This is a genomic window from Leeuwenhoekiella palythoae (assembly GCF_020310025.1).
Classification (GTDB): domain Bacteria; phylum Bacteroidota; class Bacteroidia; order Flavobacteriales; family Flavobacteriaceae; genus Leeuwenhoekiella; species Leeuwenhoekiella palythoae.
On record NZ_CP084318.1, the window covers coordinates 2,671,113 to 2,692,048 of the forward strand.

General features: G+C 37.6%; 31 protein-coding genes. 29 read left to right on the forward strand and 2 right to left on the reverse strand.

All coding sequences use genetic code 11. The features are described from left to right. The first annotated feature begins 5 nt into the window (after positions 1–5). The 27 genes from rplP (at position 6) to ctlX (ending at position 17,014) form a co-directional block, all read left to right on the forward strand. Positions 6–428: a 50S ribosomal protein L16 gene (gene rplP, locus LDL79_RS11385; RefSeq protein ID WP_072984087.1), complete on the forward strand. Its 423-nt coding sequence runs from the start codon at positions 6–8 to the stop codon at positions 426–428. Positions 429–439: 11 nt separating this feature from the next. Continuing rightward, positions 440–631 (forward strand): 50S ribosomal protein L29, encoded by a 192-nt coding sequence (rpmC, locus tag LDL79_RS11390; protein ID WP_009779189.1) that lies wholly within the window; start codon positions 440–442, stop codon positions 629–631. 11 nt (positions 632–642) lie between these two features. Beyond that, the gene (gene rpsQ, locus LDL79_RS11395; protein WP_040533212.1) at positions 643–900 is read left to right on the forward strand and encodes a 30S ribosomal protein S17; all 258 of its coding nucleotides are present in this window, start codon (positions 643–645) and stop codon (positions 898–900) included. Positions 901–902: 2 nt separating this feature from the next. Then, a complete protein-coding gene (gene rplN, locus LDL79_RS11400) occupies positions 903–1,271 on the forward strand; it encodes a 50S ribosomal protein L14 (RefSeq protein ID WP_009779191.1) in 369 nt (122 codons plus the stop codon). Between the two features lie 12 nt (positions 1,272–1,283). Continuing rightward, positions 1,284–1,595 carry a 50S ribosomal protein L24 gene (rplX, locus tag LDL79_RS11405; RefSeq protein ID WP_072984085.1) on the forward strand — a complete coding sequence of 104 codons (312 nt, stop codon included), beginning with the start codon at positions 1,284–1,286 and terminating at the stop codon, positions 1,593–1,595. Positions 1,596–1,597: 2 nt separating this feature from the next. Next, positions 1,598–2,149: a 50S ribosomal protein L5 gene (gene rplE, locus LDL79_RS11410; protein ID WP_072984083.1), complete on the forward strand. Its 552-nt coding sequence runs from the start codon at positions 1,598–1,600 to the stop codon at positions 2,147–2,149. Positions 2,150–2,151: 2 nt separating this feature from the next. Beyond that, positions 2,152–2,421, forward strand: coding sequence for a 30S ribosomal protein S14 (gene rpsN, locus LDL79_RS11415; RefSeq protein ID WP_009779194.1), 270 nt, complete (start codon positions 2,152–2,154; stop codon positions 2,419–2,421). A gap of 72 nt (positions 2,422–2,493) precedes the next feature. Continuing rightward, positions 2,494–2,892, forward strand: a complete 399-nt coding sequence (gene rpsH / locus LDL79_RS11420; protein ID WP_072984081.1) for a 30S ribosomal protein S8 — start codon at positions 2,494–2,496, stop codon at positions 2,890–2,892. A 21-nt stretch (positions 2,893–2,913) separates the two neighbouring features. Further along, positions 2,914–3,456, forward strand: coding sequence for a 50S ribosomal protein L6 (rplF, locus tag LDL79_RS11425; protein WP_072984079.1), 543 nt, complete (start codon positions 2,914–2,916; stop codon positions 3,454–3,456). 11 nt (positions 3,457–3,467) lie between these two features. Continuing rightward, positions 3,468–3,821 (forward strand): 50S ribosomal protein L18, encoded by a 354-nt coding sequence (rplR, locus tag LDL79_RS11430; RefSeq protein WP_072984077.1) that lies wholly within the window; start codon positions 3,468–3,470, stop codon positions 3,819–3,821. Positions 3,822–3,827: 6 nt separating this feature from the next. Continuing rightward, positions 3,828–4,352 (forward strand): 30S ribosomal protein S5, encoded by a 525-nt coding sequence (gene rpsE, locus LDL79_RS11435; protein ID WP_072984075.1) that lies wholly within the window; start codon positions 3,828–3,830, stop codon positions 4,350–4,352. Between the two features lie 11 nt (positions 4,353–4,363). After that, positions 4,364–4,543 carry a 50S ribosomal protein L30 gene (rpmD, locus tag LDL79_RS11440; protein ID WP_009779199.1) on the forward strand — a complete coding sequence of 60 codons (180 nt, stop codon included), beginning with the start codon at positions 4,364–4,366 and terminating at the stop codon, positions 4,541–4,543. Positions 4,544–4,555: 12 nt separating this feature from the next. Continuing rightward, positions 4,556–5,008 (forward strand): 50S ribosomal protein L15, encoded by a 453-nt coding sequence (gene rplO / locus LDL79_RS11445; protein WP_009779200.1) that lies wholly within the window; start codon positions 4,556–4,558, stop codon positions 5,006–5,008. A gap of 11 nt (positions 5,009–5,019) precedes the next feature. Next, positions 5,020–6,357 (forward strand): preprotein translocase subunit SecY, encoded by a 1,338-nt coding sequence (gene secY / locus LDL79_RS11450; RefSeq protein WP_072984073.1) that lies wholly within the window; start codon positions 5,020–5,022, stop codon positions 6,355–6,357. Beyond that, the gene (infA, locus tag LDL79_RS11455; RefSeq protein WP_009779202.1) at positions 6,357–6,572 is read left to right on the forward strand and encodes a translation initiation factor IF-1; all 216 of its coding nucleotides are present in this window, start codon (positions 6,357–6,359) and stop codon (positions 6,570–6,572) included. The genes secY and infA overlap by 1 nt, the downstream gene beginning before the upstream one ends. Before the next feature lie 4 nt (positions 6,573–6,576). Continuing rightward, positions 6,577–6,693 (forward strand): type B 50S ribosomal protein L36, encoded by a 117-nt coding sequence (gene ykgO / locus LDL79_RS11460; RefSeq protein ID WP_009779203.1) that lies wholly within the window; start codon positions 6,577–6,579, stop codon positions 6,691–6,693. Between the two features lie 5 nt (positions 6,694–6,698). Next, positions 6,699–7,073 (forward strand): 30S ribosomal protein S13, encoded by a 375-nt coding sequence (rpsM, locus tag LDL79_RS11465; protein WP_009779204.1) that lies wholly within the window; start codon positions 6,699–6,701, stop codon positions 7,071–7,073. A 9-nt stretch (positions 7,074–7,082) separates the two neighbouring features. Next, positions 7,083–7,505: a 30S ribosomal protein S11 gene (gene rpsK, locus LDL79_RS11470; RefSeq protein WP_009779205.1), complete on the forward strand. Its 423-nt coding sequence runs from the start codon at positions 7,083–7,085 to the stop codon at positions 7,503–7,505. 85 nt (positions 7,506–7,590) lie between these two features. After that, positions 7,591–8,196, forward strand: a complete 606-nt coding sequence (gene rpsD / locus LDL79_RS11475; protein WP_072984071.1) for a 30S ribosomal protein S4 — start codon at positions 7,591–7,593, stop codon at positions 8,194–8,196. Between the two features lie 27 nt (positions 8,197–8,223). Next, positions 8,224–9,216, forward strand: a complete 993-nt coding sequence (locus LDL79_RS11480; RefSeq protein ID WP_072984068.1) for a DNA-directed RNA polymerase subunit alpha — start codon at positions 8,224–8,226, stop codon at positions 9,214–9,216. Between the two features lie 62 nt (positions 9,217–9,278). Then, on the forward strand, positions 9,279–9,758 hold the full coding sequence (rplQ, locus tag LDL79_RS11485; protein WP_072984063.1) for a 50S ribosomal protein L17: 480 nt from the start codon (positions 9,279–9,281) through the stop codon (positions 9,756–9,758). A gap of 89 nt (positions 9,759–9,847) precedes the next feature. Next, positions 9,848–10,546 carry a hypothetical protein gene (locus LDL79_RS11490; protein ID WP_072984061.1) on the forward strand — a complete coding sequence of 233 codons (699 nt, stop codon included), beginning with the start codon at positions 9,848–9,850 and terminating at the stop codon, positions 10,544–10,546. A gap of 61 nt (positions 10,547–10,607) precedes the next feature. Further along, a complete protein-coding gene (gene carA / locus LDL79_RS11495) occupies positions 10,608–11,720 on the forward strand; it encodes a glutamine-hydrolyzing carbamoyl-phosphate synthase small subunit (protein WP_072984059.1) in 1,113 nt (370 codons plus the stop codon). Positions 11,721–11,925: 205 nt separating this feature from the next. Next, positions 11,926–13,215 (forward strand): phosphopyruvate hydratase, encoded by a 1,290-nt coding sequence (eno, locus tag LDL79_RS11500; RefSeq protein WP_072984057.1) that lies wholly within the window; start codon positions 11,926–11,928, stop codon positions 13,213–13,215. Between the two features lie 507 nt (positions 13,216–13,722). Further along, positions 13,723–15,009, forward strand: coding sequence for a citrate synthase (locus LDL79_RS11505; RefSeq protein WP_225597770.1), 1,287 nt, complete (start codon positions 13,723–13,725; stop codon positions 15,007–15,009). Between the two features lie 73 nt (positions 15,010–15,082). After that, positions 15,083–15,997 carry a dimethylarginine dimethylaminohydrolase family protein gene (locus LDL79_RS11510; RefSeq protein WP_225597771.1) on the forward strand — a complete coding sequence of 305 codons (915 nt, stop codon included), beginning with the start codon at positions 15,083–15,085 and terminating at the stop codon, positions 15,995–15,997. A gap of 84 nt (positions 15,998–16,081) precedes the next feature. Then, positions 16,082–17,014 carry a citrulline utilization hydrolase CtlX gene (ctlX, locus tag LDL79_RS11515; protein WP_225597772.1) on the forward strand — a complete coding sequence of 311 codons (933 nt, stop codon included), beginning with the start codon at positions 16,082–16,084 and terminating at the stop codon, positions 17,012–17,014. Here ctlX and LDL79_RS11520 read toward each other — a convergent pair. Together LDL79_RS11520 and LDL79_RS11525 are read right to left on the reverse strand one after the other, a co-directional pair. Further along, a complete protein-coding gene (locus LDL79_RS11520; RefSeq protein ID WP_317197768.1) occupies positions 17,004–18,500 on the reverse strand; it encodes a BCCT family transporter in 1,497 nt (498 codons plus the stop codon). The genes ctlX and LDL79_RS11520 overlap by 11 nt on opposite strands. Next, a complete protein-coding gene (locus LDL79_RS11525; RefSeq protein WP_225597774.1) occupies positions 18,488–19,942 on the reverse strand; it encodes an SDR family oxidoreductase in 1,455 nt (484 codons plus the stop codon). The genes LDL79_RS11520 and LDL79_RS11525 overlap by 13 nt, the downstream gene beginning before the upstream one ends. Before the next feature lie 97 nt (positions 19,943–20,039). Here LDL79_RS11525 and LDL79_RS11530 point away from each other — a divergent pair, with 97 nt between their 5' ends. Beyond that, positions 20,040–20,186, forward strand: a complete 147-nt coding sequence (locus LDL79_RS11530; protein ID WP_225597775.1) for a hypothetical protein — start codon at positions 20,040–20,042, stop codon at positions 20,184–20,186. Between the two features lie 235 nt (positions 20,187–20,421). Continuing rightward, entirely contained in the window at positions 20,422–20,925 is a 504-nt protein-coding gene (locus LDL79_RS11535; RefSeq protein WP_225597776.1) for a hypothetical protein, read from the forward strand. Positions 20,926–20,936: the final 11 nt, after the last annotated feature.

Here is a 20,936-nt window from a genome sequence, read left to right on the forward strand (position 1 = left end):
ACAAGATGTTACAGCCTAAAAAGACAAAATTCCGTAAGCAACAGAAGGGTCGCATGAAGGGTAATGCCGGAAGAGGGCATCAGCTTTCAAATGGTACTTTTGGTATCAAATCATTAGACTCAAACTTTCTTACGTCTAGACAAATAGAAGCTGCACGTATTGCTGCCACACGTTTTATGAAGCGTGAAGGTTCTTTATGGATCAGAATTTTTCCAGATAAGCCTATCACAAAAAAGCCTCTTGAAGTACGTATGGGTAAAGGTAAAGGTGCTGTTGAATACTGGGCAGCTGTCGTTAAACCTGGCAGAATGCTTTTTGAAATCGGAGGAGTTGCTGAGCCTGTAGCGCGTGAGGCGTTACGTTTGGCAGCGCAAAAGCTTCCAGTGAGAACAAAATATGTAGTGGCTAGGGATTATCAAGCTGACTAAATTCTAGAAAAATGAAACAATCAGAAGTAAAAGAACTATCTGTAGCAGAATTACAGGAAGAGTTAGTAAAAGCTAAAAGAGCTTATTCTGACTTAAAAATGGCTCACGCTATTTCTCCTTTGGAAAATCCCATTCAGCTTAGAGGTCTAAGAAGATCTGTAGCGCGTATTGCTACTGAGCTTACAAAACGAGAATTACAATAATGCTGCTTAAGATGGAAAAAAGAAATTTAAGAAAAGAACGTATAGGTGTCGTTACAAGTAATAAAATGCAGAAATCTATTGTGGTTTCTGAGGTTAAGAAAGTAAAGCACCCTATGTATGGAAAATTCGTTTTGAAAACGAAAAAATACGTAGCGCACGACGAGCAAAATGACTGCAATATTGGAGATACTGTAAAGATTATGGAAACACGACCTTTAAGTAAATCTAAAAGTTGGAGACTTGTAGAAATCATTGAAAGAGCTAAGTAATTATGTTACAACAAGAATCAAGATTAAGAGTTGCTGACAACACTGGTGCAAAAGAAGTTTTGACCATTCGTGTGTTAGGAGGTACAAAAAGAAGATATGCTTCAGTAGGTGATAAGATTGTTGTTTCTGTAAAAGATGCAACACCTAACGGTCAGGTTAAAAAAGGAGCCGTTTCTACTGCAGTAGTAGTGCGTACACGTAAAGAAGTGCGTCGTCCAGATGGATCTTATATCCGTTTTGATGATAACGCTTGTGTACTTTTAAATGCTCAAGGAGAGATGCGCGGTACTCGTGTATTTGGCCCTGTAGCGAGAGAGCTTCGTGAGAAACAATTCATGAAGATTGTATCATTAGCGCCAGAGGTGCTTTAATACAGTATTAAGATGACAAAGCTTAAGATAAAAGTTGGAGATAATGTACGTGTAACTGCTGGAGATCATAAAGGTCAAGAGGGTAAGGTGCAACGTGTTATTAAAGATAAGAATAAAGCAATCGTTGAGGGAATTAACCTAGTGTCTAAGCACGAGAAGCCAAGTGCTTCTAATCCTCAAGGTGGTATTGCTAAGAAAGAGGCGCCTATTCACATCTCAAATTTATCATTAATTGATGGTAACGGTGATGCTACTAAAGTAGGATACCGAATTGAAGGTGACAAGAAAGTGCGTTTTTCTAAAAAATCAAATGAAGTAATTTAGTTATGGCTTACATTTCAAGACTAAAGACAGAATATAAAGAGCGTGTGATAGCTGCTCTTACTGAAGAATTTGGGTATCAAAATGTTATGCAGGTACCTAAATTAAGAAAGATTGTAATCTCTAGAGGGGTTGGTGCTGCTGTAGCTGATAAGAAATTAATTGATTATTCTGTAGAAGAATTATCTACTATTTCTGGTCAACGTGCTGTAGCTACAATGTCTAAAAAAGACGTTGCAGCCTTTAAACTTAGAAAGGGTATGCCTATTGGTGCTAAAGTTACCCTTCGTGGAGAGCGTATGTATGAATTTTTAGATCGTTTGATCACTTCAGCATTACCACGAGTTAGAGATTTTAACGGTATCAACGCAACTGGTTTTGACGGTCGCGGGAACTATAACCTTGGTATTGAGGAGCAAATTATTTTTCCTGAAATTGATATTGATAAAGTACGTAAAATTGAAGGAATGAATATTACCTTTGAAACTTCTGCGGAAACAGATAAAGAAGCAAAATCATTATTAACTCAATTGGGGCTACCCTTTAAAAAGAAGTAATTATGGCAAAAGAATCAATGAAAGCTCGTGAGAGAAAACGCGAGAAACTTGCAGCCAAATATGCTGAAAAAAGAAAAGCCTTAAAAGAGGCTGGTGATTATGAGGCATTACAAAAGCTGCCTAAGAATGCATCTCCTGTACGTCAACATAACCGTTGTAAATTAACAGGGCGTCCTAAAGGATATATGAGAACTTTTGGTATTTCACGTGTTACATTCCGTGAGATGGCTAATCAGGGTCTTATACCAGGTGTGAAAAAGGCAAGCTGGTAAATTAGGAATAAACTGGTTTTAGGTTCGTTAACAATGGTTGTTGATGAAAACCAAGACCGCAATTTAATATAAATGTATACAGATACTATTGCAGACTTTCTAACAAGGATTAGAAACGCAGCAGCAGCAAACCACAGAGTTGTGGAAATACCTGCTTCAAACTTAAAGAAAGAAATAACCAAGATCTTATTTGATCAAGGTTATATCTTAAGTTACAAATTTGAAGATAAAACGGCTCAAGGATCTATCAAGATCGCCTTGAAATATGACAAGGAGACTAAAGAGTCAGTTATTAAAGATATTCAGAGAATCAGTAAACCAGGTCTACGTAAGTACGCATCTTCTAAAGATGTGCCACGTATTTTAAATGGTTTAGGTATCTCTATCGTTTCTACTTCAAAGGGAGTAATGACAGGAAAGCAGGCTCAGAGTGAGAATGTTGGAGGTGAAGTACTTTGCTACGTATATTAATCAGTTAAAAGAAACAGAGCAATGTCAAGAATAGGAAAAAGTCCAGTTACAATACCTTCAGGAGTTACTGTTGAAGTGGCAGAAGGTGTTATTACGGTAAAAGGAAAGTTAGGAGAGCTAAAGCAAGAGTATTCTAACATAGATATTAAAGTAGAAGAGGGTGTTGTAGTTTTAGAGCGTTCTTCTGAAAAGGCTGAATTTAAAGCTAAACACGGTCTATATCGTGCGCTTATCGCTAATATGATTGCTGGTGTATCTGAAGGGTATACTAAATCATTAGAATTAGTAGGTGTAGGTTACAGAGCAGCAAATCAAGGTCAAAAATTAGATATGGCGCTTGGTTTTTCACATAACATCGTTATGGATATCGCTCCTGAAGTTAAGGTAGAGACTATTACCGAAAAAGGTAAGAACCCTATCGTTAAATTAACTTCTCACGATAAACAATTAGTAGGTCAAGTAGCTGCTAAAATTAGAAGTTTCCGTAAGCCTGAACCTTACAAAGGAAAAGGTATCAAGTTTGTAGGAGAGCAAATTAGAAGAAAAGCAGGTAAATCTGCATAATATATAGAGATATGGCATTTTCAAAGTATACTAGAAGAAATAAAATACGTCGTAGAATTCGTAAGGCACTTGTGGGTACTACAGAGCGTCCAAGACTATCTGTATATAGAAGTAATAAAGAGATTTACGCGCAGATAATAGATGATACTACCGGTAAAACCTTAAGTGCAGCTTCTTCAAGAGATAAGGATTTCTCTGCAGAAGGAAGCAAAGCTGAAGTTGCTAAGAAGGTAGGTATGGCAATCGCAGAGAAAGCTAAAGAAGCTGGAATCGAAGCGGTAGCTTTTGATAGAGGTGGTTATTTATACCACGGTAGAGTAAAACAATTAGCAGAAGGAGCCCGAGAAGGCGGATTAAAATTCTAAGAAGTTATGTATCAAAATTATAAAAACGTCGAGTTAGTAAAACCAAGCGGTTTAGATCTTAAAGATCGTTTGGTTGGTGTTCAACGTGTTACCAAGGTAACAAAGGGTGGTAGAGCTTTTGGTTTTTCTGCTATTGTGGTTGTTGGAGATGAGAACGGTGTAGTAGGTCAAGGTCTTGGTAAGTCTAAGGATGTTGCTAGTGCAATTGCAAAAGCAGTAGAAGACGCAAAGAAAAACCTTGTACGTATACCATTAAATAAAAGTACTATTCCTCACGAGCAAAAAGGTAAATATGGTGGAGCACGCGTTCTACTTATGCCGGCTGCTCCTGGTACCGGGGTAATTGCTGGTGGTGCAATTCGTTCTGTACTAGAATCTGTAGGGGTTCACGATGTACTTTCAAAAAATCAAGGATCTTCTAACCCTCATAACGTAGTAAAAGCTACCTTTGACGCACTTTTACAATTAAGAAGTGCTGAGACTGTTGCAAAGCAGCGAGGAATTTCTCTTGAAAAAGTTTTTAAAGGATAATTTTTAAGACAATGGCAAAGATTAAAGTAACTAAGGTAAAGAGCGCGATCAATCGTACTCAGAACCAGAAGAGAACATTAGAGGCGTTAGGTCTTAAGAAAATGGGCCAAGTAGTGGAGCACGAGAATACTCCTAACATCTTGGGGATGATTAACAAAGTAAGTCATTTAGTTTCTGTAGAAGAAGCTTAAATATAAATTGAGATGGGTTTAAACAATCTAAAACCGGCAGCTGGCTCGGTAAAAAAGAACGACAGTAGGCGAGGTCGTGGTGAAGCTACAGGAAATGGTGGAACTGCAGGCCGTGGGCACAAAGGTGCGAAGTCAAGATCAGGATATTCTAAAAAAGTAGGTTTTGAAGGAGGGCAAATGCCACTTCAAAGACGTGTGCCTAAATTTGGATTTACAAATATTAACCGTAAAGAATTTACTGGTGTAAATCTTGACACGCTACAAGAATATGTTGATGCTGGAAGAATCAAGGATGAAGTTACCATTGATGTTTTAGTAGAAAACAGACTGGCTGGGAAAAATGATCTTGTTAAGATTTTAGGACGCGGTGAGTTAAAAGCTAAATTGAAGATTACAGTTCATAAATTTACAGCCTCAGCACAGAAAGCTATAGAAGCAGCAGGCGGAGAAGCAGTAACTTTATAACATAAATCAGCATGAAGGCTATAGAAACGATTAAAAATATCTGGAAGATTGAAGAGTTAAAGAATCGCATTCTTTTAACCCTAGGTTTACTTTTAGTATACCGTTTTGGGGCTCAGATTGTTCTTCCGGGTATTGACGCATCTCAATTAGCAAATCTTGCCGCTCAAACAGACGGTGGGCTTCTTGGGTTGTTAAACGCATTTACAGGTGGGGCATTTTCGAATGCCTCTGTATTTGCTCTTGGTATCATGCCCTACATCTCTGCATCTATTGTGGTGCAGTTAATGGGTATTGCGGTGCCTTATTTACAAAAACTGCAAAAGGAAGGAGAGAGTGGACGTCGTAAAATCAACCAAATTACTCGTTGGTTGACTATTGCGATCACACTTATTCAGGGGCCTGGTTACATTACCAATCTATTTAACTTGCTTCCACCGGAAGCCTTCGTTATGGGTAGTAATGTGACGTTTATCATTTCTTCAGTAATCATTTTAACTACCGGTTGTATTTTTGCGATGTGGTTAGGAGAAAAAATTACTGATAAAGGTATTGGTAATGGGATCTCGCTTTTAATTATGGTTGGGATTATAGCTAGACTACCTCAATCATTTTTACAGGAGTGGGTTTCTAGAGTTTCTGAATCAAATGGTGGACTTATCATGATTCTTATTGAATTAGTGATCTGGTTTGTTATCATTTTACTATCTGTACTATTGGTAATGGCTGTACGTCAGATTCCAGTGCAGTATGCAAGAAGAACTGCTAGCGGTAGTTATGAGCGTAATGTATTTGGAAGTAGACAGTATATACCGTTAAAGCTTAATGCTTCAGGGGTTATGCCTATCATTTTCGCTCAGGCTATTATGTTTATTCCTGGTGCAGTTATTGGTCTTTCTGAGTCGCCAACAGCACAGTCTATTGCTTCTCAGTTTACCAATATATTTGGATTTTGGTACAACCTTGTATTCGGTTTATTGATTATCATCTTTACGTATTTCTATACTGCGATTACAGTACCTACCAATAAAATGGCTGATGATCTTAAGAGAAGCGGTGGTTTTATAGCAGGTATTCGTCCAGGTACAGAAACTTCGGAGTATTTAGATCGAATCATGTCGCAGATTACGCTTCCAGGTTCTATATTTTTAGCGCTTATAGCAATATTTCCTGCTATAGCAGTAAGTGTACTTGGAATGCAACAAGGATGGGCTTTGTTCTACGGAGGAACATCATTGCTTATTCTAGTGGGTGTAGCTATCGATACGATGCAACAGGTAAATTCATACTTGTTAAACAGACATTACGATGGCTTGATGAAAACAGGTAAGAATAGAAAAGCAGTAGCATAATGGCAAAACAGCAAGCAATAGAGCAAGACGGTTCAATTATTGAGGCATTGTCTAACGCAATGTTTCGCGTTGAGCTAGAAAATGGTCACATCGTAACAGCGCATATCTCAGGTAAGATGCGCATGCATTACATAAAATTACTACCTGGGGACAAAGTAAAACTTGAAATGAGCCCTTACGATTTAACAAAGGCTCGTATAACTTATAGATACTAGTAAGATGAAAGTAAGAGCATCAGTAAAGAAAAGAAGTGCAGACTGCAAGATTGTACGTCGCAAAGGAAGATTATACGTAATTAACAAAAAGAACCCTAAGTTCAAACAAAGACAAGGTTAAGGATTATGGCTAGAATTGCAGGGGTAGATATCCCAAAACAAAAGAGAGGTGTAATCGCTTTGACTTACATCTTTGGAATCGGAAAAAGCAGAGCTCAGAAAATATTAGCTCAAGCAGATGTTGATGAGAATTTAAAAGTAAACGAATGGGATGATGATCAAATTGGTCGTATTCGTGAAGCTGTAGGTTCTTATAAGATAGAAGGTGAACTTAGAAGTGAGGTTTCTATGAGTATTAAGCGTCTTATGGACATTGGTTGCTATAGAGGTATCAGACACCGTTCTGGTTTACCACTTAGAGGTCAACGTACAAAGAACAACTCTAGAACTAGAAAAGGTAAGCGTAAAACGGTTGCTAACAAGAAAAAAGCAACTAAATAATAAGTAATAATGGCAAAGCAAAACACTAAAGGTGGAGGAAAAAGCGGTAAGGCTGCAAAAACCACTAAAAAGCGTAAAGTAATTGTTGAGTCTGTAGGAGAAGCGCATATCGCTGCGTCTTTCAACAATATCTTAATTTCTTTGACTAATAAGAAAGGTGATGTTGTTTCTTGGTCTTCTGCCGGTAAAATGGGCTTTAGAGGTTCTAAGAAAAATACTCCTTACGCTGCTCAGTTAGCTGCAGAGGATGCAAGTAAAGTTGCTCACGAAGCAGGATTACGTAAAGTAAAGGTGTATGTGAAAGGACCAGGTAATGGTCGTGAATCTGCAATCAGATCTATCCACAACAGTGGTATCGAAGTAACTGAGATCATCGATGTTACTCCACTACCACACAACGGATGTCGTCCTCCTAAAAGAAGAAGAGTTTAATTAATTTTTTATATCAATCGGGGAGTAACGATTTTGCGAAGGACTAGACCTTAATTCCTTAATCACCCCACTAATTATTTTTAAAATGGCAAGATATACCGGTCCTAAGACTAAAATCGCTCGTAAGTTTGGAGAAGCGATTTTTGGAGATGACAAATCTTTTGAGAAAAGAAACTACCCTCCAGGTCAACATGGTAACAACAGACGTCGTGGTAAGAAGTCTGAATATGCGATCCAGCTTCAAGAGAAGCAAAAAGCAAAATATACTTATGGGATTTTAGAAAATCAATTCCGTAATATGTTTGAAAAAGCAACAAGTGCAACGGGTATTACCGGGGTTGTTTTATTACAACTTTGTGAGTCTCGTTTAGATAATGTTGTTTTTAGAATGGGTATCGCTCCTTCAAGAAGAGCAGCTCGTCAATTAGTTTCACACAGACATATCACTGTAAACGGTGATTTAGTAAACATTCCTTCTTATCAATTAAAAGCAGGAGATGTTGTTGCTGTACGTGAAAAATCAAAATCATTAAGTGCAATTCAAGATTCTTTAGCAAATGCTAGCCACGTTTATGAGTGGATCTCTTGGAATAATGATTCTAAACAAGGTACTTTCGTTTCTGTTCCTGAACGTATTCAGATCCCAGAAAATATCAACGAACAGTTCATTGTCGAATTGTACTCTAAATAATAAATAACAACTCTTAGAAAACATAATATGGCATTACTAAATTTCCAGAAGCCCGATAAGGTCATAATGATTGACTCTACTGACTTTGAAGGTAAGTTTGAATTCAGACCTTTAGAGCCAGGTTACGGTTTAACTGTGGGTAACGCGCTACGTAGAGTATTGCTTTCTTCTTTAGAAGGTTTTGCAATTACTTCAGTACGTGTTGAAGGAGTAGATCATGAGTTTTCAACTATAGCAGGAGTTGTAGAAGACTTTACAGAAATCATTCTTAATCTTAAACAAGTACGATTTAAGAGACAAATTGATGAGATTGATAATGAGACTGTAACTATTTCGGTTTCTGATAAAGAGCAGTTAACTGCTGGTGATTTCCAGAAATTTATTTCTGGTTTTCAAATTCTTAATCCAGATTTGGTTATCGCCAATATGGAGAAGAAAGTTAATATCAATATGGAAATCACGGTAGAAAAAGGTCGTGGTTATGTTCCTGCCGAAGAGAATAAGAAACAAAATGCACCTGTAGGGACTATCTTTACAGATTCAATCTATACTCCTATTAAAAATGTGAAGTATAGCATTGAGAACTATCGTGTAGAGCAGAAAACCGACTATGAAAAGTTAGTTTTTGAAATCATCACTGATGGTTCAATTCATCCTAAAGATGCTTTAACTGAAGCAGCAAAAACTTTGATTCATCATTTTATGTTATTTTCTGATGAGCGTATCACCCTTGAGGCTGATGAAATTGCTCAGACTGAAACTTATGATGAAGAGTCGCTTCACATGCGTCAGTTACTTAAGACTAAATTGGTAGATATGGATCTTTCTGTACGTGCCTTAAACTGTCTAAAAGCTGCAGAAGTTGAGACGTTAGGAGACTTGGTTTCTTATAACAAGAATGATCTGATGAAATTCCGTAATTTTGGTAAAAAATCACTTACAGAGCTTGAAGAGCTTGTAAATGTAAAAGGCCTTAATTTTGGAATGGATCTTTCAAAATACAAATTAGATAAAGATTAGTAACGCTCCATATTTTGCTCCTCAAAATGGGTAGAGCAAGATGGTAGCTTAAATTAAATGTCATGAGACACGGAAAAAAGAATAATCATTTAGGACGCCAGACTGCACATAGAAAATCTATGTTAGCTAATATGGCATGTTCATTAATTGAGCATAAACGCATCAATACTACTGTTGCTAAAGCAAAAGCTTTAAAGCAGTTTGTAGAGCCTTTAGTGACAAAATCTAAAGAAGACACTACGCACAATCGTCGTATTGTTATGAGTAAATTGCGTCAAAAGGATGCAGTTGCAGAACTTTTTAGAGATGTAGCTGTAAAGGTTGGTGATCGTCCAGGTGGTTATACACGAATCATTAAATTAGGTAATCGTCTAGGTGATAACGCTGATATGGCGATGATCGAATTAGTTGATTACAACGAATTATACAATCTTGGTAAGACCAAGAAAAAATCTACTCGTAGAGCAGGTAAGAAATCAGCTGCTCCAGCTAAGACAGAAGCTCCAGTTAAAGAAACAAAAGCTAATGACGAGGAAGAGTAAAAACATATTAATGTTTTAAATTTTTAAAAAAGGATAAGCCTTATGGCTTATCCTTTTTTTGTATTTATAAATCTTTAAACTTTATTATCATGTTTAGACAGTTCATCAATCTCACCGTTTTTTTATTCACAGTAATGTCGTTTGCTCAAGATCAGGAGCGTTTAGTGAATAATCCAGACCAATTATTATCTGTATCTAACGGAGTTCGTAATTCTTACGGTTCTATACAAAGTATACCTCCTGTTGCACGGGTTGAGGGCTCACCTTATTTATTTGATGACTGGATTCACAGTGCCCGCGTTTATGCCACTAATGGACAGCTCTATATGCTTGACAACATCAATCTAAACTTGAATACACAAGCTTTTGTTACTAAAATAGGTCAAGATTCACTCTTTACTTTTCAGTTTAATCAAATTGATTATTTTGAAGTTTTAGGTAGAAAATACGAGAGCAAGTTTACTAAAACAGGTAGACAGATTTACGAGATTCTTGCTGACAATGGTAGTGAGAGACTGCTTAAAGCATATTCGGTAAAGCTAGTGCCTAGTTCGCCAGATCCTATGAAAAACAGACCTACAGATAAATATATCAGAAGGGAGAATTTCTACTACGAGCGTGACGATAAAATAACATTAATGCCACTGCGTAAATCAAAAGTTTTAAAATCTTTTAATTTGGAAAAAGCTAAAGAAAAGGAACTCGTTGAATATGTAAAGCGAAATGACTTGTCTTATGGAGATGAGAAAGATGTTATTAAGATGATGGACTATGCAAATAGTCTGTAAATAAATACAAGACTTCTTTTACGTTTTAAACCTATAAATTAATTTTGAAAAAAAATTATCAATGAAATATCAAACCAATAGAAAAGCACTTTTATTACTAGCAGATGGTACTATCTTCTACGGAAAATCTGTAGGTAATAAAGAAGGGACTGCTTTTGGAGAAGTTTGTTTCAACACCGGGATGACCGGCTATCAAGAAATTTTTACAGATCCGTCTTATTTCGGTCAGATTATGGTTACTACCAATGCACACATTGGTAATTACGGAGGAAATAACGAGGAAACCGAATCTGAAACAGTAAAGATTTCAGGGCTTGTCTGCCGAAACTTTAGTTACAATTATTCACGTATTCGTGTAGATGAATCACTTCAATCTTTCCTTGATAGAAATAATTTGTTTGTTATTTCTGATGTAGACACACGTGCTTTAGTTTCGTACATTAGGGATAACGGCGCGATGAACGCGATCATTTCTACAGACGTAGATAATGTAGACGAACTCAAAAAGCAACTTGCTGAAGTGCCAAATATGCACGGACTAGAGCTAGCTTCTAAAGTAAGTACTAAGGAGCCTTATTATTTTGGCGATGAAAATGCCAAATACAAGGTTGCGGCGATTGATTTAGGGATCAAGAAAAATATTTTGCGCAATATGGCTAAACGTGATATGTATATCAAGGTTTTCCCATATAATGCTTCTTACGAAGAGATGAAAGCTTGGAATCCTGATGGGTTTTTCCTTTCAAATGGTCCTGGAGATCCAGAACCTTTAAAAGAGGTAATTGCAACTGCTCAAAAGATCATTAATGATGATATGCCACTATTTGGTATTTGTTTAGGGCACCAAATAATTGCTTTGGCTAATGGAATCAGCACTTTTAAAATGCACCACGGGCATCGCGGCATCAATCACCCGGTTTTAAATCACGGAAGCGGTAAAGGAGAAATAACTTCTCAAAACCACGGATTTGCCGTGAATTATGATGAAGCCATTAATAATCCTGAGATCGAGGTTACGCATAAGCATCTCAACGATCAGACGGTTATGGGTCTTAAAATGAAAAATAAAAACTGTTTTTCAGTGCAGTATCACCCAGAGGCTGGCCCGGGGCCTAACGACGCCACCTACCTCTTTGATGAGTTTGTAGATAGAATGTCTCAAGTTTCAGTATAAATATAATCCCGGCTAGTCCGGGATTTTTTATGTTTTGCAGGGTGTAAAATGACTTGGCTTGCAGTTTTTCTATCAAAATCCTTAAGATGCTCTCAAGTTTTAAATAATCTTTAAAATCGTGCAAAACCGCCGTAGCTAGCGGCTAAATAAGGCAGTATTCCGTATATTGCGCAAACTATATTAACTAATCAATATTTAGATAACAATGAGTATAATAATCAATATCCACGCACGTCAAATTCTAGATTCTCGTGGAAATCCCACAGTAGAAGTAGATGTTTTAACTGAAAATGGTGTTCTTGGTAGAGCGGCCGTTCCTTCTGGAGCTTCTACAGGTGAGCACGAGGCAGTTGAACTACGCGATGGGGGTTCAGATTATATGGGTAAAGGTGTTTTAAAAGCTGTTGAGAATGTTAATGCAGTAATAGCTCAAGAACTTTTAGGAGTATCTGTTTTTGAACAAAATCTAATTGATCAAACGATGATCGATTTAGACGGAACTCCAAATAAATCAAAGCTTGGTGCCAATGCAATTTTGGGTGTTTCTTTGGCTGTAGCTAAAGCAGCAGCTAATGAACTTAATATGCCACTTTATCGTTATGTAGGTGGAGTAAGTGCTAACACGTTACCGGTGCCTATGATGAATATCATCAACGGAGGTTCTCATAGTGATGCGCCTATTGCTTTTCAAGAGTTTATGGTTATGCCTGTAAAGGCTAAAGATTTTACCCACGCGATGAAAATGGGTACCGAAATATTCCATAATCTAAAGAAAGTACTTCACGATCGTGGTCTTAGTACTGCAGTAGGAGATGAAGGTGGTTTTGCACCTACACTTGATGGTACTGAAGATGCAATTGAAAGTATTCAGAAAGCCGTTGAAAACGCAGGATATAAGTTTGGAGACGAAGTTATGATCGCTCTAGACTGTGCTTCTGCTGAATTTTATGTAGACGGAAAATACGATTACACCAAATTTGAAGGTGATAAAGGTGTAGTGAGAACAAGCGAGGAACAAGCGCAATATCTTGCAGAACTTGCTTCGAAGTATCCTATTATCTCTATTGAAGATGGTATGGATGAGAACGATTGGGAAGGTTGGAAGTCATTAACCGAAAAAATCGGAGATAAAGTACAACTAGTGGGTGATGATTTATTCGTTACCAATGTAGAGCGTCTTTCTCGTGGAATTGAAAACGGAATAGCAAATTCAATCTTGATCAAGGTTAATCAGATAGGCACACTTACTGAAACTATTGCCGCTGTAAATATGGCGCATAATGCAGGTTATACTTCAGTAATGTCTCACAGATCAGGAGAGACAGAAGATAATACGATTGCAGATCTTGCTGTGGCACTTAACACCGGCCAAATAAAGACCGGTTCTGCTTCAAGAAGTGATCGTATGGCAAAATACAATCAACTTTTACGTATCGAAGAAGAATTAGGTACTGTAGCTTATTTTCCTCAAGAAAAAGCCTTTAAAGTAAAATAAGCATTTTTAATTTAAAAAAGGGGTACTCGTTTGAGTGCCCTTTTTTTATGCGTCTAAATCCCAAAAAGCGAAAAAATGAAGTAGTGGTTTATTACTTGTAAACAACAACTTAAGTGATTGGTTTTAACGATTAAGTGTGTAATTTTTTTTCGATTTGAAATGTTAGTAAGAAAAAAACTATTAATTTAACCTCGCAAATAAATTGAACAACCAACCTTCAAAATTAGACTAATGTCACCTAACATTATCTAGTTTACTAGGTCAGAAAATTTGAAGTTGGGTGAAAGAGCGATTCTGAACTAAGTATGTTTCGCTCTTTTTAACCAAACTAAAGAAATCTAAGTTTTGAAGTTGGGTGAGGGGTAGTATACTTTTATAGTATTTACCCCTTTTTTATTTTCATTTTTTTAACCTTCCAAAAGTGCCAAATTCTTTAGAAATCCCTTTGTATTTCGTAATTTAGCAGCTCTTGAAAATTTTGATAATCAGCTAAAACATATTAAAGAAATGGCAGATAATGCTAAACTGACAATAGGTGATAAGTCCTATGAGTTTCCTATAGTAACTGGTACTGAAAATGAAAGTGCAATCGATATCGCCAGCTTGCGCGCAGTAACAGGTGGTTATACAACTATTGATCCCGGGTTCAAAAACACCGGAAGTTGTGAAAGTGCGATTACCTTTCTTAACGGTGAAGAAGGAATTTTAAGATACCGAGGTTACGCCATTGAAGATTTAGCCGAGAAAGCATCATTTTTAGAAGTAGTATATCTTTTGATTTTTGGAGAGTTGCCTACTGAAGAGCAGCTGACTAAATTTCATAATGATATCAAAGAAGAGAATCATGTTGATGAAGATGTCAAGAAAATTTTAAATGGTTTTCCAAAGTCTGCTCATCCTATGGGTGTTTTAGCATCACTAACTTCGGCATTAACAGCATTTAATCCAGATGCCGTAAATGTAGATTCTGAAGAAGATATGTATAACGCTATTGTAAAGCTTTTAGGAAAGTTTCCGGTGTTAGTGGCGTGGACGATGCGTACTAAAATGAGCAAGCCGCTAGATTATGGAGACGACAGCCTTTCATATGTTGAGAACTTGCATAAAATGATGTTCTCAAAACCTAATAGTGAGTATAAGGTAGATGCAACGATTATTGAAGCATTAGACAAGCTTTTAATCCTTCACGCAGATCACGAGCAAAACTGTTCAACTTCAACAGTACGTATTGTAGGATCATCTCACGCAGGATTGTTTGCTTCTATTTCCGCAGGTATTTCTGCACTTTGGGGACCACTTCACGGTGGAGCCAATCAAGCGGTTATCGAGATGTTAGAAGGTATCAAAGCAGATGGTGGTGATACTAAGAAATATATGGCTAAGGCAAAGGATAAAGAAGATCCGTTCCGTTTAATGGGCTTTGGTCACCGAGTTTATAAAAACTTTGATCCAAGAGCTAAGATCATTAAGAAAGCTGCAGACGATGTACTGGAGCAATTGGGTATTGAAGATGAAGTTTTAGCTATCGCAAAAGGCTTAGAGAAAGAGGCTTTAGAAGACGATTATTTTGTAAAAAGAAAATTATATCCTAACGTAGATTTCTATTCAGGTATTATCTACCGTGCTTTAGGAATTCCTGTTGAAATGTTTACCGTAATGTTTGCAATGGGCCGTGTGCCGGGATGGATCGCGCAATGGAGAGAAATGCGTTTACGCAAAGAACCTATTGGAAGACCACGTCAGGTTTATATAGGTGAAAAACTTCGTCCATTCAAACCTATGAACGAGCGTTAGAAAACAACAAATCAGTTCAGAGCGGGTTTTTGATAGCTATCAGAAACCCGCTTTTGTTTTTATATTTGTGACTATGATAAAACTTAATGTAATAGACGAGACTTCACGCCTTAGGGCGGTCATTTTGGGTACGGCATTAAGCAATGGCGGAGTGCCAAAGCTTGAGGATGCTTATGACCCTAAGTCGCTGCTTCATATCAAAGAAAACACCTATCCTAAAGAGGAGGATATGGTAGAAGAAATGAATGCGCTAGAAGAAGTTTTTAATAAATACGGAATTCAGGTTTTTAGACCAAAACTCATAAATGATTACAACCAGATTTTTGCTAGAGACATTGGTTTTGTAATAGAGGACACGTTTATCAAAGCAAATATTCTTCCAGATCGTGAGCAAGAGATTGAGGCGATTGAACACGTGCTGACTCAGATAGATGAGGATAAGATCATACGCTTTCCAGAAGAGGCGCACATAGAAGGTGGCGATGTTATGCCGCACGGAGATTATATTTTCATTGGAGTCTATCGCGGTCCTGATTATGCAGATTATATTATTGCCCGCACAAACATGCTGGCTGTAGAAGCGCTTCAGAACCAGTTTCCTGATAAAAAAGTGGTTTCTTTCAATCTAAGAAAATCCAATACTAATCCTTATGAAAACGCATTGCACCTGGATTGCTGTTTTCAGCCTGTAGGAGAAAAGTACGCTATTCTACACAAAAACGGATTTTTGGAAGAAGAGGAATACCAGTGGTTAGTTGACTTTTTTGGTGCAGAAAATGTCTTTGAAATTTCCTCAGAAGAAATGTTTCATATGAATTCAAATATTTTTTCAATCGCTCCCGATGTGGTTGTTTCTGAAAAGAATTTTACCCGTTTGAATACCTGGCTGCGAAGTAAAGGGATCACGGTTGAAGAAGTACCGTATGCCGAAATTTCAAAACAAGAAGGCCTGTTAAGGTGCAGCACCTTGCCACTTGTGCGCGAGTAAGCTTTCGCAAACGCAATTCTTATTAGTTTAACTATTGAATTTTGGGCTAAGCTTATTACATTTGGCCGCAAAAAAATTACCCCTATGAGTCAAGTTACTGATACCGTTTTGATGGTGCGTCCTGCATCGTTTAGAAAGAATGAAGAAACTGCTGTAAATAATTATTTTCAAGAAGATCTGGCGTTGGAAAACGAAGCCATCAATGCACAGGCGCAACAAGAATTTGATGCATTTGTAACAAAATTGAAAGCTGCCGGGATCCATGTGCTGGTACTTCAGGATGAAAGGGAATTGAATACGCCAGACTCCATTTTTCCAAATAACTGGGTAAGTACTCATAAAAATGGTGATGTGGCGTTATACCCAATGTATGCCGAAAACAGGCGTAGAGAACGACGCGAAGAATTTTTTACGTTATTGGAAGATTCTGGTTTTGCGATTAAAAATGTTATCGATTATACAGAAGCAGAAGAAGAGGGACTTTTTCTTGAAGGAACCGGTAGCATTATTTTAGATCGGGTAAATGAGAAGGCCTACTGTGCGCTTTCGGCGCGTGCTGATGAAGATTTGTTTATAGAATTTTGTGAGGATTTCGAATATTTACCGGTGCTATTTACGGCAAATCAAACGGTGGGTAATGAACGTCTTCCTATTTATCACACCAATGTGATGATGTGTATTGCTGAAGAGTTTGCTGTGGTTTGCCTACAATCTATAGATGATAAAAAAGAGCGCAAACAAGTGATCAATCAGCTTAAAGAATCGGGGAAAGAGGTTATTGCGATCACCGAAGCGCAAATGCATCAATTTGCAGGTAATATGCTGCAAGTAAAAAATGCGGCGGGTAAACGCTTTTTAGTCATGAGTGCGAGTGCGCATCAAGCCCTTGATGCCACGCAAATTGCAAGTATTACAAAGTATTGTGAGATTCTAAGCAGTGATTTAACCACTATTGAGACGTGTGGTGGCGGAAGCGCACGGTGTATGTTAGCCGAAATTTTCTTGCCTAAGCTTTAGTCAGCAGACTTTTTATCCAGCGGAATAGCATCCAAACCATAAAGAAGCTGAGCGGTAAGGAGGTTACGATGAGCAGTTTTTGCATCGTGTTTAAAACATCAACGTTTTCTTTATTGAAGCTCAGAATCGTAAAAGCGATTGTAGTAAGTGTCAAAAGTAGTCCCCATAAAATTCGGCTGCGTTTTGATGGGTTTTCAGACCGGCTGTTGTGCAGACTAAGAACAAGAATAGCCGAATCTAGTGAGGTGACCAGAAAACTTAGCAGTAAAAGAATGACTAATGCGTTAACGATGGATTGCGCCGGATAATTACTGAGGAAGATAAATAGAGAATTGAATACATTATCAAACTCGCGGTTATAGCTTCCCCATTCTTCGATAAGCTCAAAAGCCGATTGGCCAAAAACGGTAAACCAGAAAAAACTTCCCAATGAAGGGATCAAAAGCACACCGATTATAATTTCCCTTAGCGTCCTTCCGCGGGAAATATTAGCGATAAAAATACCCGTAAAGGGTGCCCAAGCGATCCAAAACGCCCAATAATAATATGTCCAATCAGTGAGAAAGGCCTCTCCCGGATCAAAATTTCCGTAAGCTAAACTAAGCGGAATGAAATCAATACAATAATGGTATAAAGCGCTCACAAACTGATTTAGTATCGATAAGATATTTCCTTGTAGAAAGACGAAAAACAGAAGGGTAACACACAAAAAGATATTAGTACGGGATATCATTTTAATTCCTTTTTGTAATCCGCTTAAAGCGGAGATCAGTGCAAAAACTCCAATTGCGCTTATGATTACAAGCGAAACATTTTCACTTAAAAGAGCGCCGTTTAAATAATCAAGTCCGCCTTTAATTTGTCGTGCGCCTAATGCTACAGCAGCGATGAGTCCGAAGACGGTGGTCAAAATTACCAGCAGATCTATACTCTTGATGCCAATTTTAGAAGCACGTGTTTTTGAATGGGTAAAAACTGTACTGCTGGTATAGGCCGGGCGACCGTATTTAAATACAGCAGTGCCAATGGCTAAAGCAAAAACAGCATAAAAAGCCCAGGCGGTAAAGCCCCATTGGTAAAATGTAAATTCTAAAGCCTGAATTTCAGCAGAAGTTTTAGTAATAATTGGCGGATTCTGCTGCATAAATACGGGCTCTTGAACAGCTCTGAGCAGAATGCCTGCACCCATTCCGGCGCTGTAAAGCATAGCGATCCAAGACAATCGCGAAAATGCAGGTTTTTCATTGGTTCTTCCCAGTTTAAATTTTCCTAAGGGAGATACTGCAAGTCCTGCAAGAAGAAGCACACATACTAAACCAAGAATAAGATAAAACCTTCCAAAATAGCTTCGAATGCTGGTTGAGAGCGTTTCGATCAATGCATAACTCTCTTCTGGAAATAAAAAAATAAGACCGGCAAGACCAAGTAAAATCACAGCCGGAATCAGAATTAAAAGGTTTGCTCTTAGCGTAGTTATGAATTTGATATTGCTGTAGCTTTAGGTTCATAACGCGCAATATTGCGAATCATTCCTCCGAAAATAAAATAGTGAAAAGGCAGCATGCTGAACCAATAAAGACGGCCCCAAAGTCCGCGAGGTCTAAAGGTAGCAGTTTGATGTAATATATTGTCGTCGTCGATCTCCCAATCAAGCCACGCCTCACCGGGAACGCGCATTTCGGCAAAAAGCAAGAGACGGCGTTCCTCTTTATCCGCGAGAAGCACGCGCCAAAAATCAAGAGAATCCCCTTCGTAAAGTTCGTTGCTGTGTGTGCGGCCTCTACGCAAACCAACACCTCCCCATAATTTATCTATAAAACCTCGAATTTTCCATAAGGTGTTAGCATAATACCAGCCGCGTTTACCGCCAATTGACCAAATGTTCTCGAGCGCTTGTTCTGGATTTTTCAGCTTTATACTTTGGCGGTCTTTAAGGCAGCCGTATTCAGGAACTTTGATGTAATGATTAAGATCTTTTCTAAACCGCCCACTTACTAAACTATCTTTCCAGCTAGAGACCACTTGGTTTTGTTCAATTTTTTCAAAAGCGAGCTTGATAGCATCCGTATAATTTATAGGTTTTATATGGAGCATTTCCTGTAAACGCGTATCGCAGGTAATCACTTCTACACGCATACTGTCAACCAGATTGAGGGCAAGTTTATAACTGGTTGAAGTGACAAAATAAAGCCAATAAGACGAAAGCTTGGGGCTCATTACCGGCACGTCTAAAATACTAAGGCTGAGACCTCTTATTTTAGAGTACAGCAGCATCATTTGTTTATAGGTCAAAACATCAGGACCGCCAATGTCAAACGAATCATTGTAGCAAGATTTGTTGCCTAGAACTCCGGTTAAGTATTGAATTACATTACGAATGGCAATGGGCTGACAGCGCGTTTTTACCCATTTTGGGGTAATCATAAGTGGTAGTTTTTCGCAGAGATCTCTAATGATCTCAAATGAAGAACTCCCGGAACCTACAATGATGGCTGCGCGCAAAACCGTTAGATTAAAATTGCCTTGATACAGCGTGTCTTCTACTTGTTTTCGGGAGTTGAGGTGCTTGCTTAATTTTTCATCATTCACGATACCACTCAAATAAATTACCTGCTCACATCGTGTTTTAGAGAGGTAAATATTAAAGTTTTCTGCAGCGCGTTTTTCCTTCTCATCAAAATCTACCGTTGATGAGGTCATAGAATGAATCAGGTAATAGGCCGCATCAATGTCTTGAGGTAGTAAATCTGGATTGGGTTCTTCGAGAAAATCAATTTCAACAATACTGATCTTAGAACGCGTACGCGGGTTTACCGCTAGTCTGTTTTTGTCCCGAACGGTGCAAACCAATTCGTGCCCGGCCTCTAAAAGAAAGGGGATGAGTCGCATCCCAATATAACCATTAGCTCCTGTAAGTAATATTTTCATAGCCTTTTAAAGATACGATTTTTGAAATGGATTTATTATATGATACAGATTTGTATTAGCAATCTTAAGACCCTAATATCTATATTTGAATTAAAGAATGTTTCCTAAGAGTAGCTCAATTTATGCGACCGTAGGTGTTGGTGTGACGTATGATTCTGAATTAAGAGATAATAATGAATATTTATTTCACGGAAGTATTTTTAAAGTGATCAAAGTATCTCAACTCAGGGACATTATTTCGTAGATCAAAAATCCTCCTAATAAAAATAATGTGAGTAGTTGTGCTTATGCTGATTTTATTATTGAAGTCGCAAAAAGAGGAGGGATCACACTTCCATCAAGTACAGTTTCTTAACTTACTTATTCAGGAAGAAGTCTAGGCAAGTAGGAAGATGAATTCTGATAATGTTATTACTATAAAGAAATATAAAGGTTGATTCTTCTAAAGAATCACGAAGATGTTAATAAAAAAATCATTCATGAAAAAAGCATATTTCATAGTACTTCTATTAGCTTTTAATGTGGCTTATTCCCAAGAAAATGAACAAGAAAAAATGATATCTCGTTTTGTTTTGGATCTTTTTGATAAATCTATTGATCCAGAAATTGTTTTTGATGAGTATATCTCGACTGATCAAGAAGATAATCTTAAGGCTTCAGCGACCAAAAGGAAAAAACTTGTAATCCAGATTATTAAGGAAACTCGTAAGAATAAAAAAGATAATGGATGGTTAATTCCAAATCCAGAGATACGAAAGCTTGATGACCCTAAAGTTTTCCCCTATGAAGAGGTGAAAGGATTAAGTGAAATCCAGTTACAGTTCAATACATCGGGTGAGTTTAAAGATAGAATTTACGTTTTAACAAATGATAAGGAAACCGAAATCCTTCAGTATTTTCTAATGAGTGAAGATAAAATGAAAATCAAATCCTTTACGCTTTTTGTCAAAGCAAAAAACTCGGGCTGGTTTTTTCAATACTAAGTAGAAGTCAA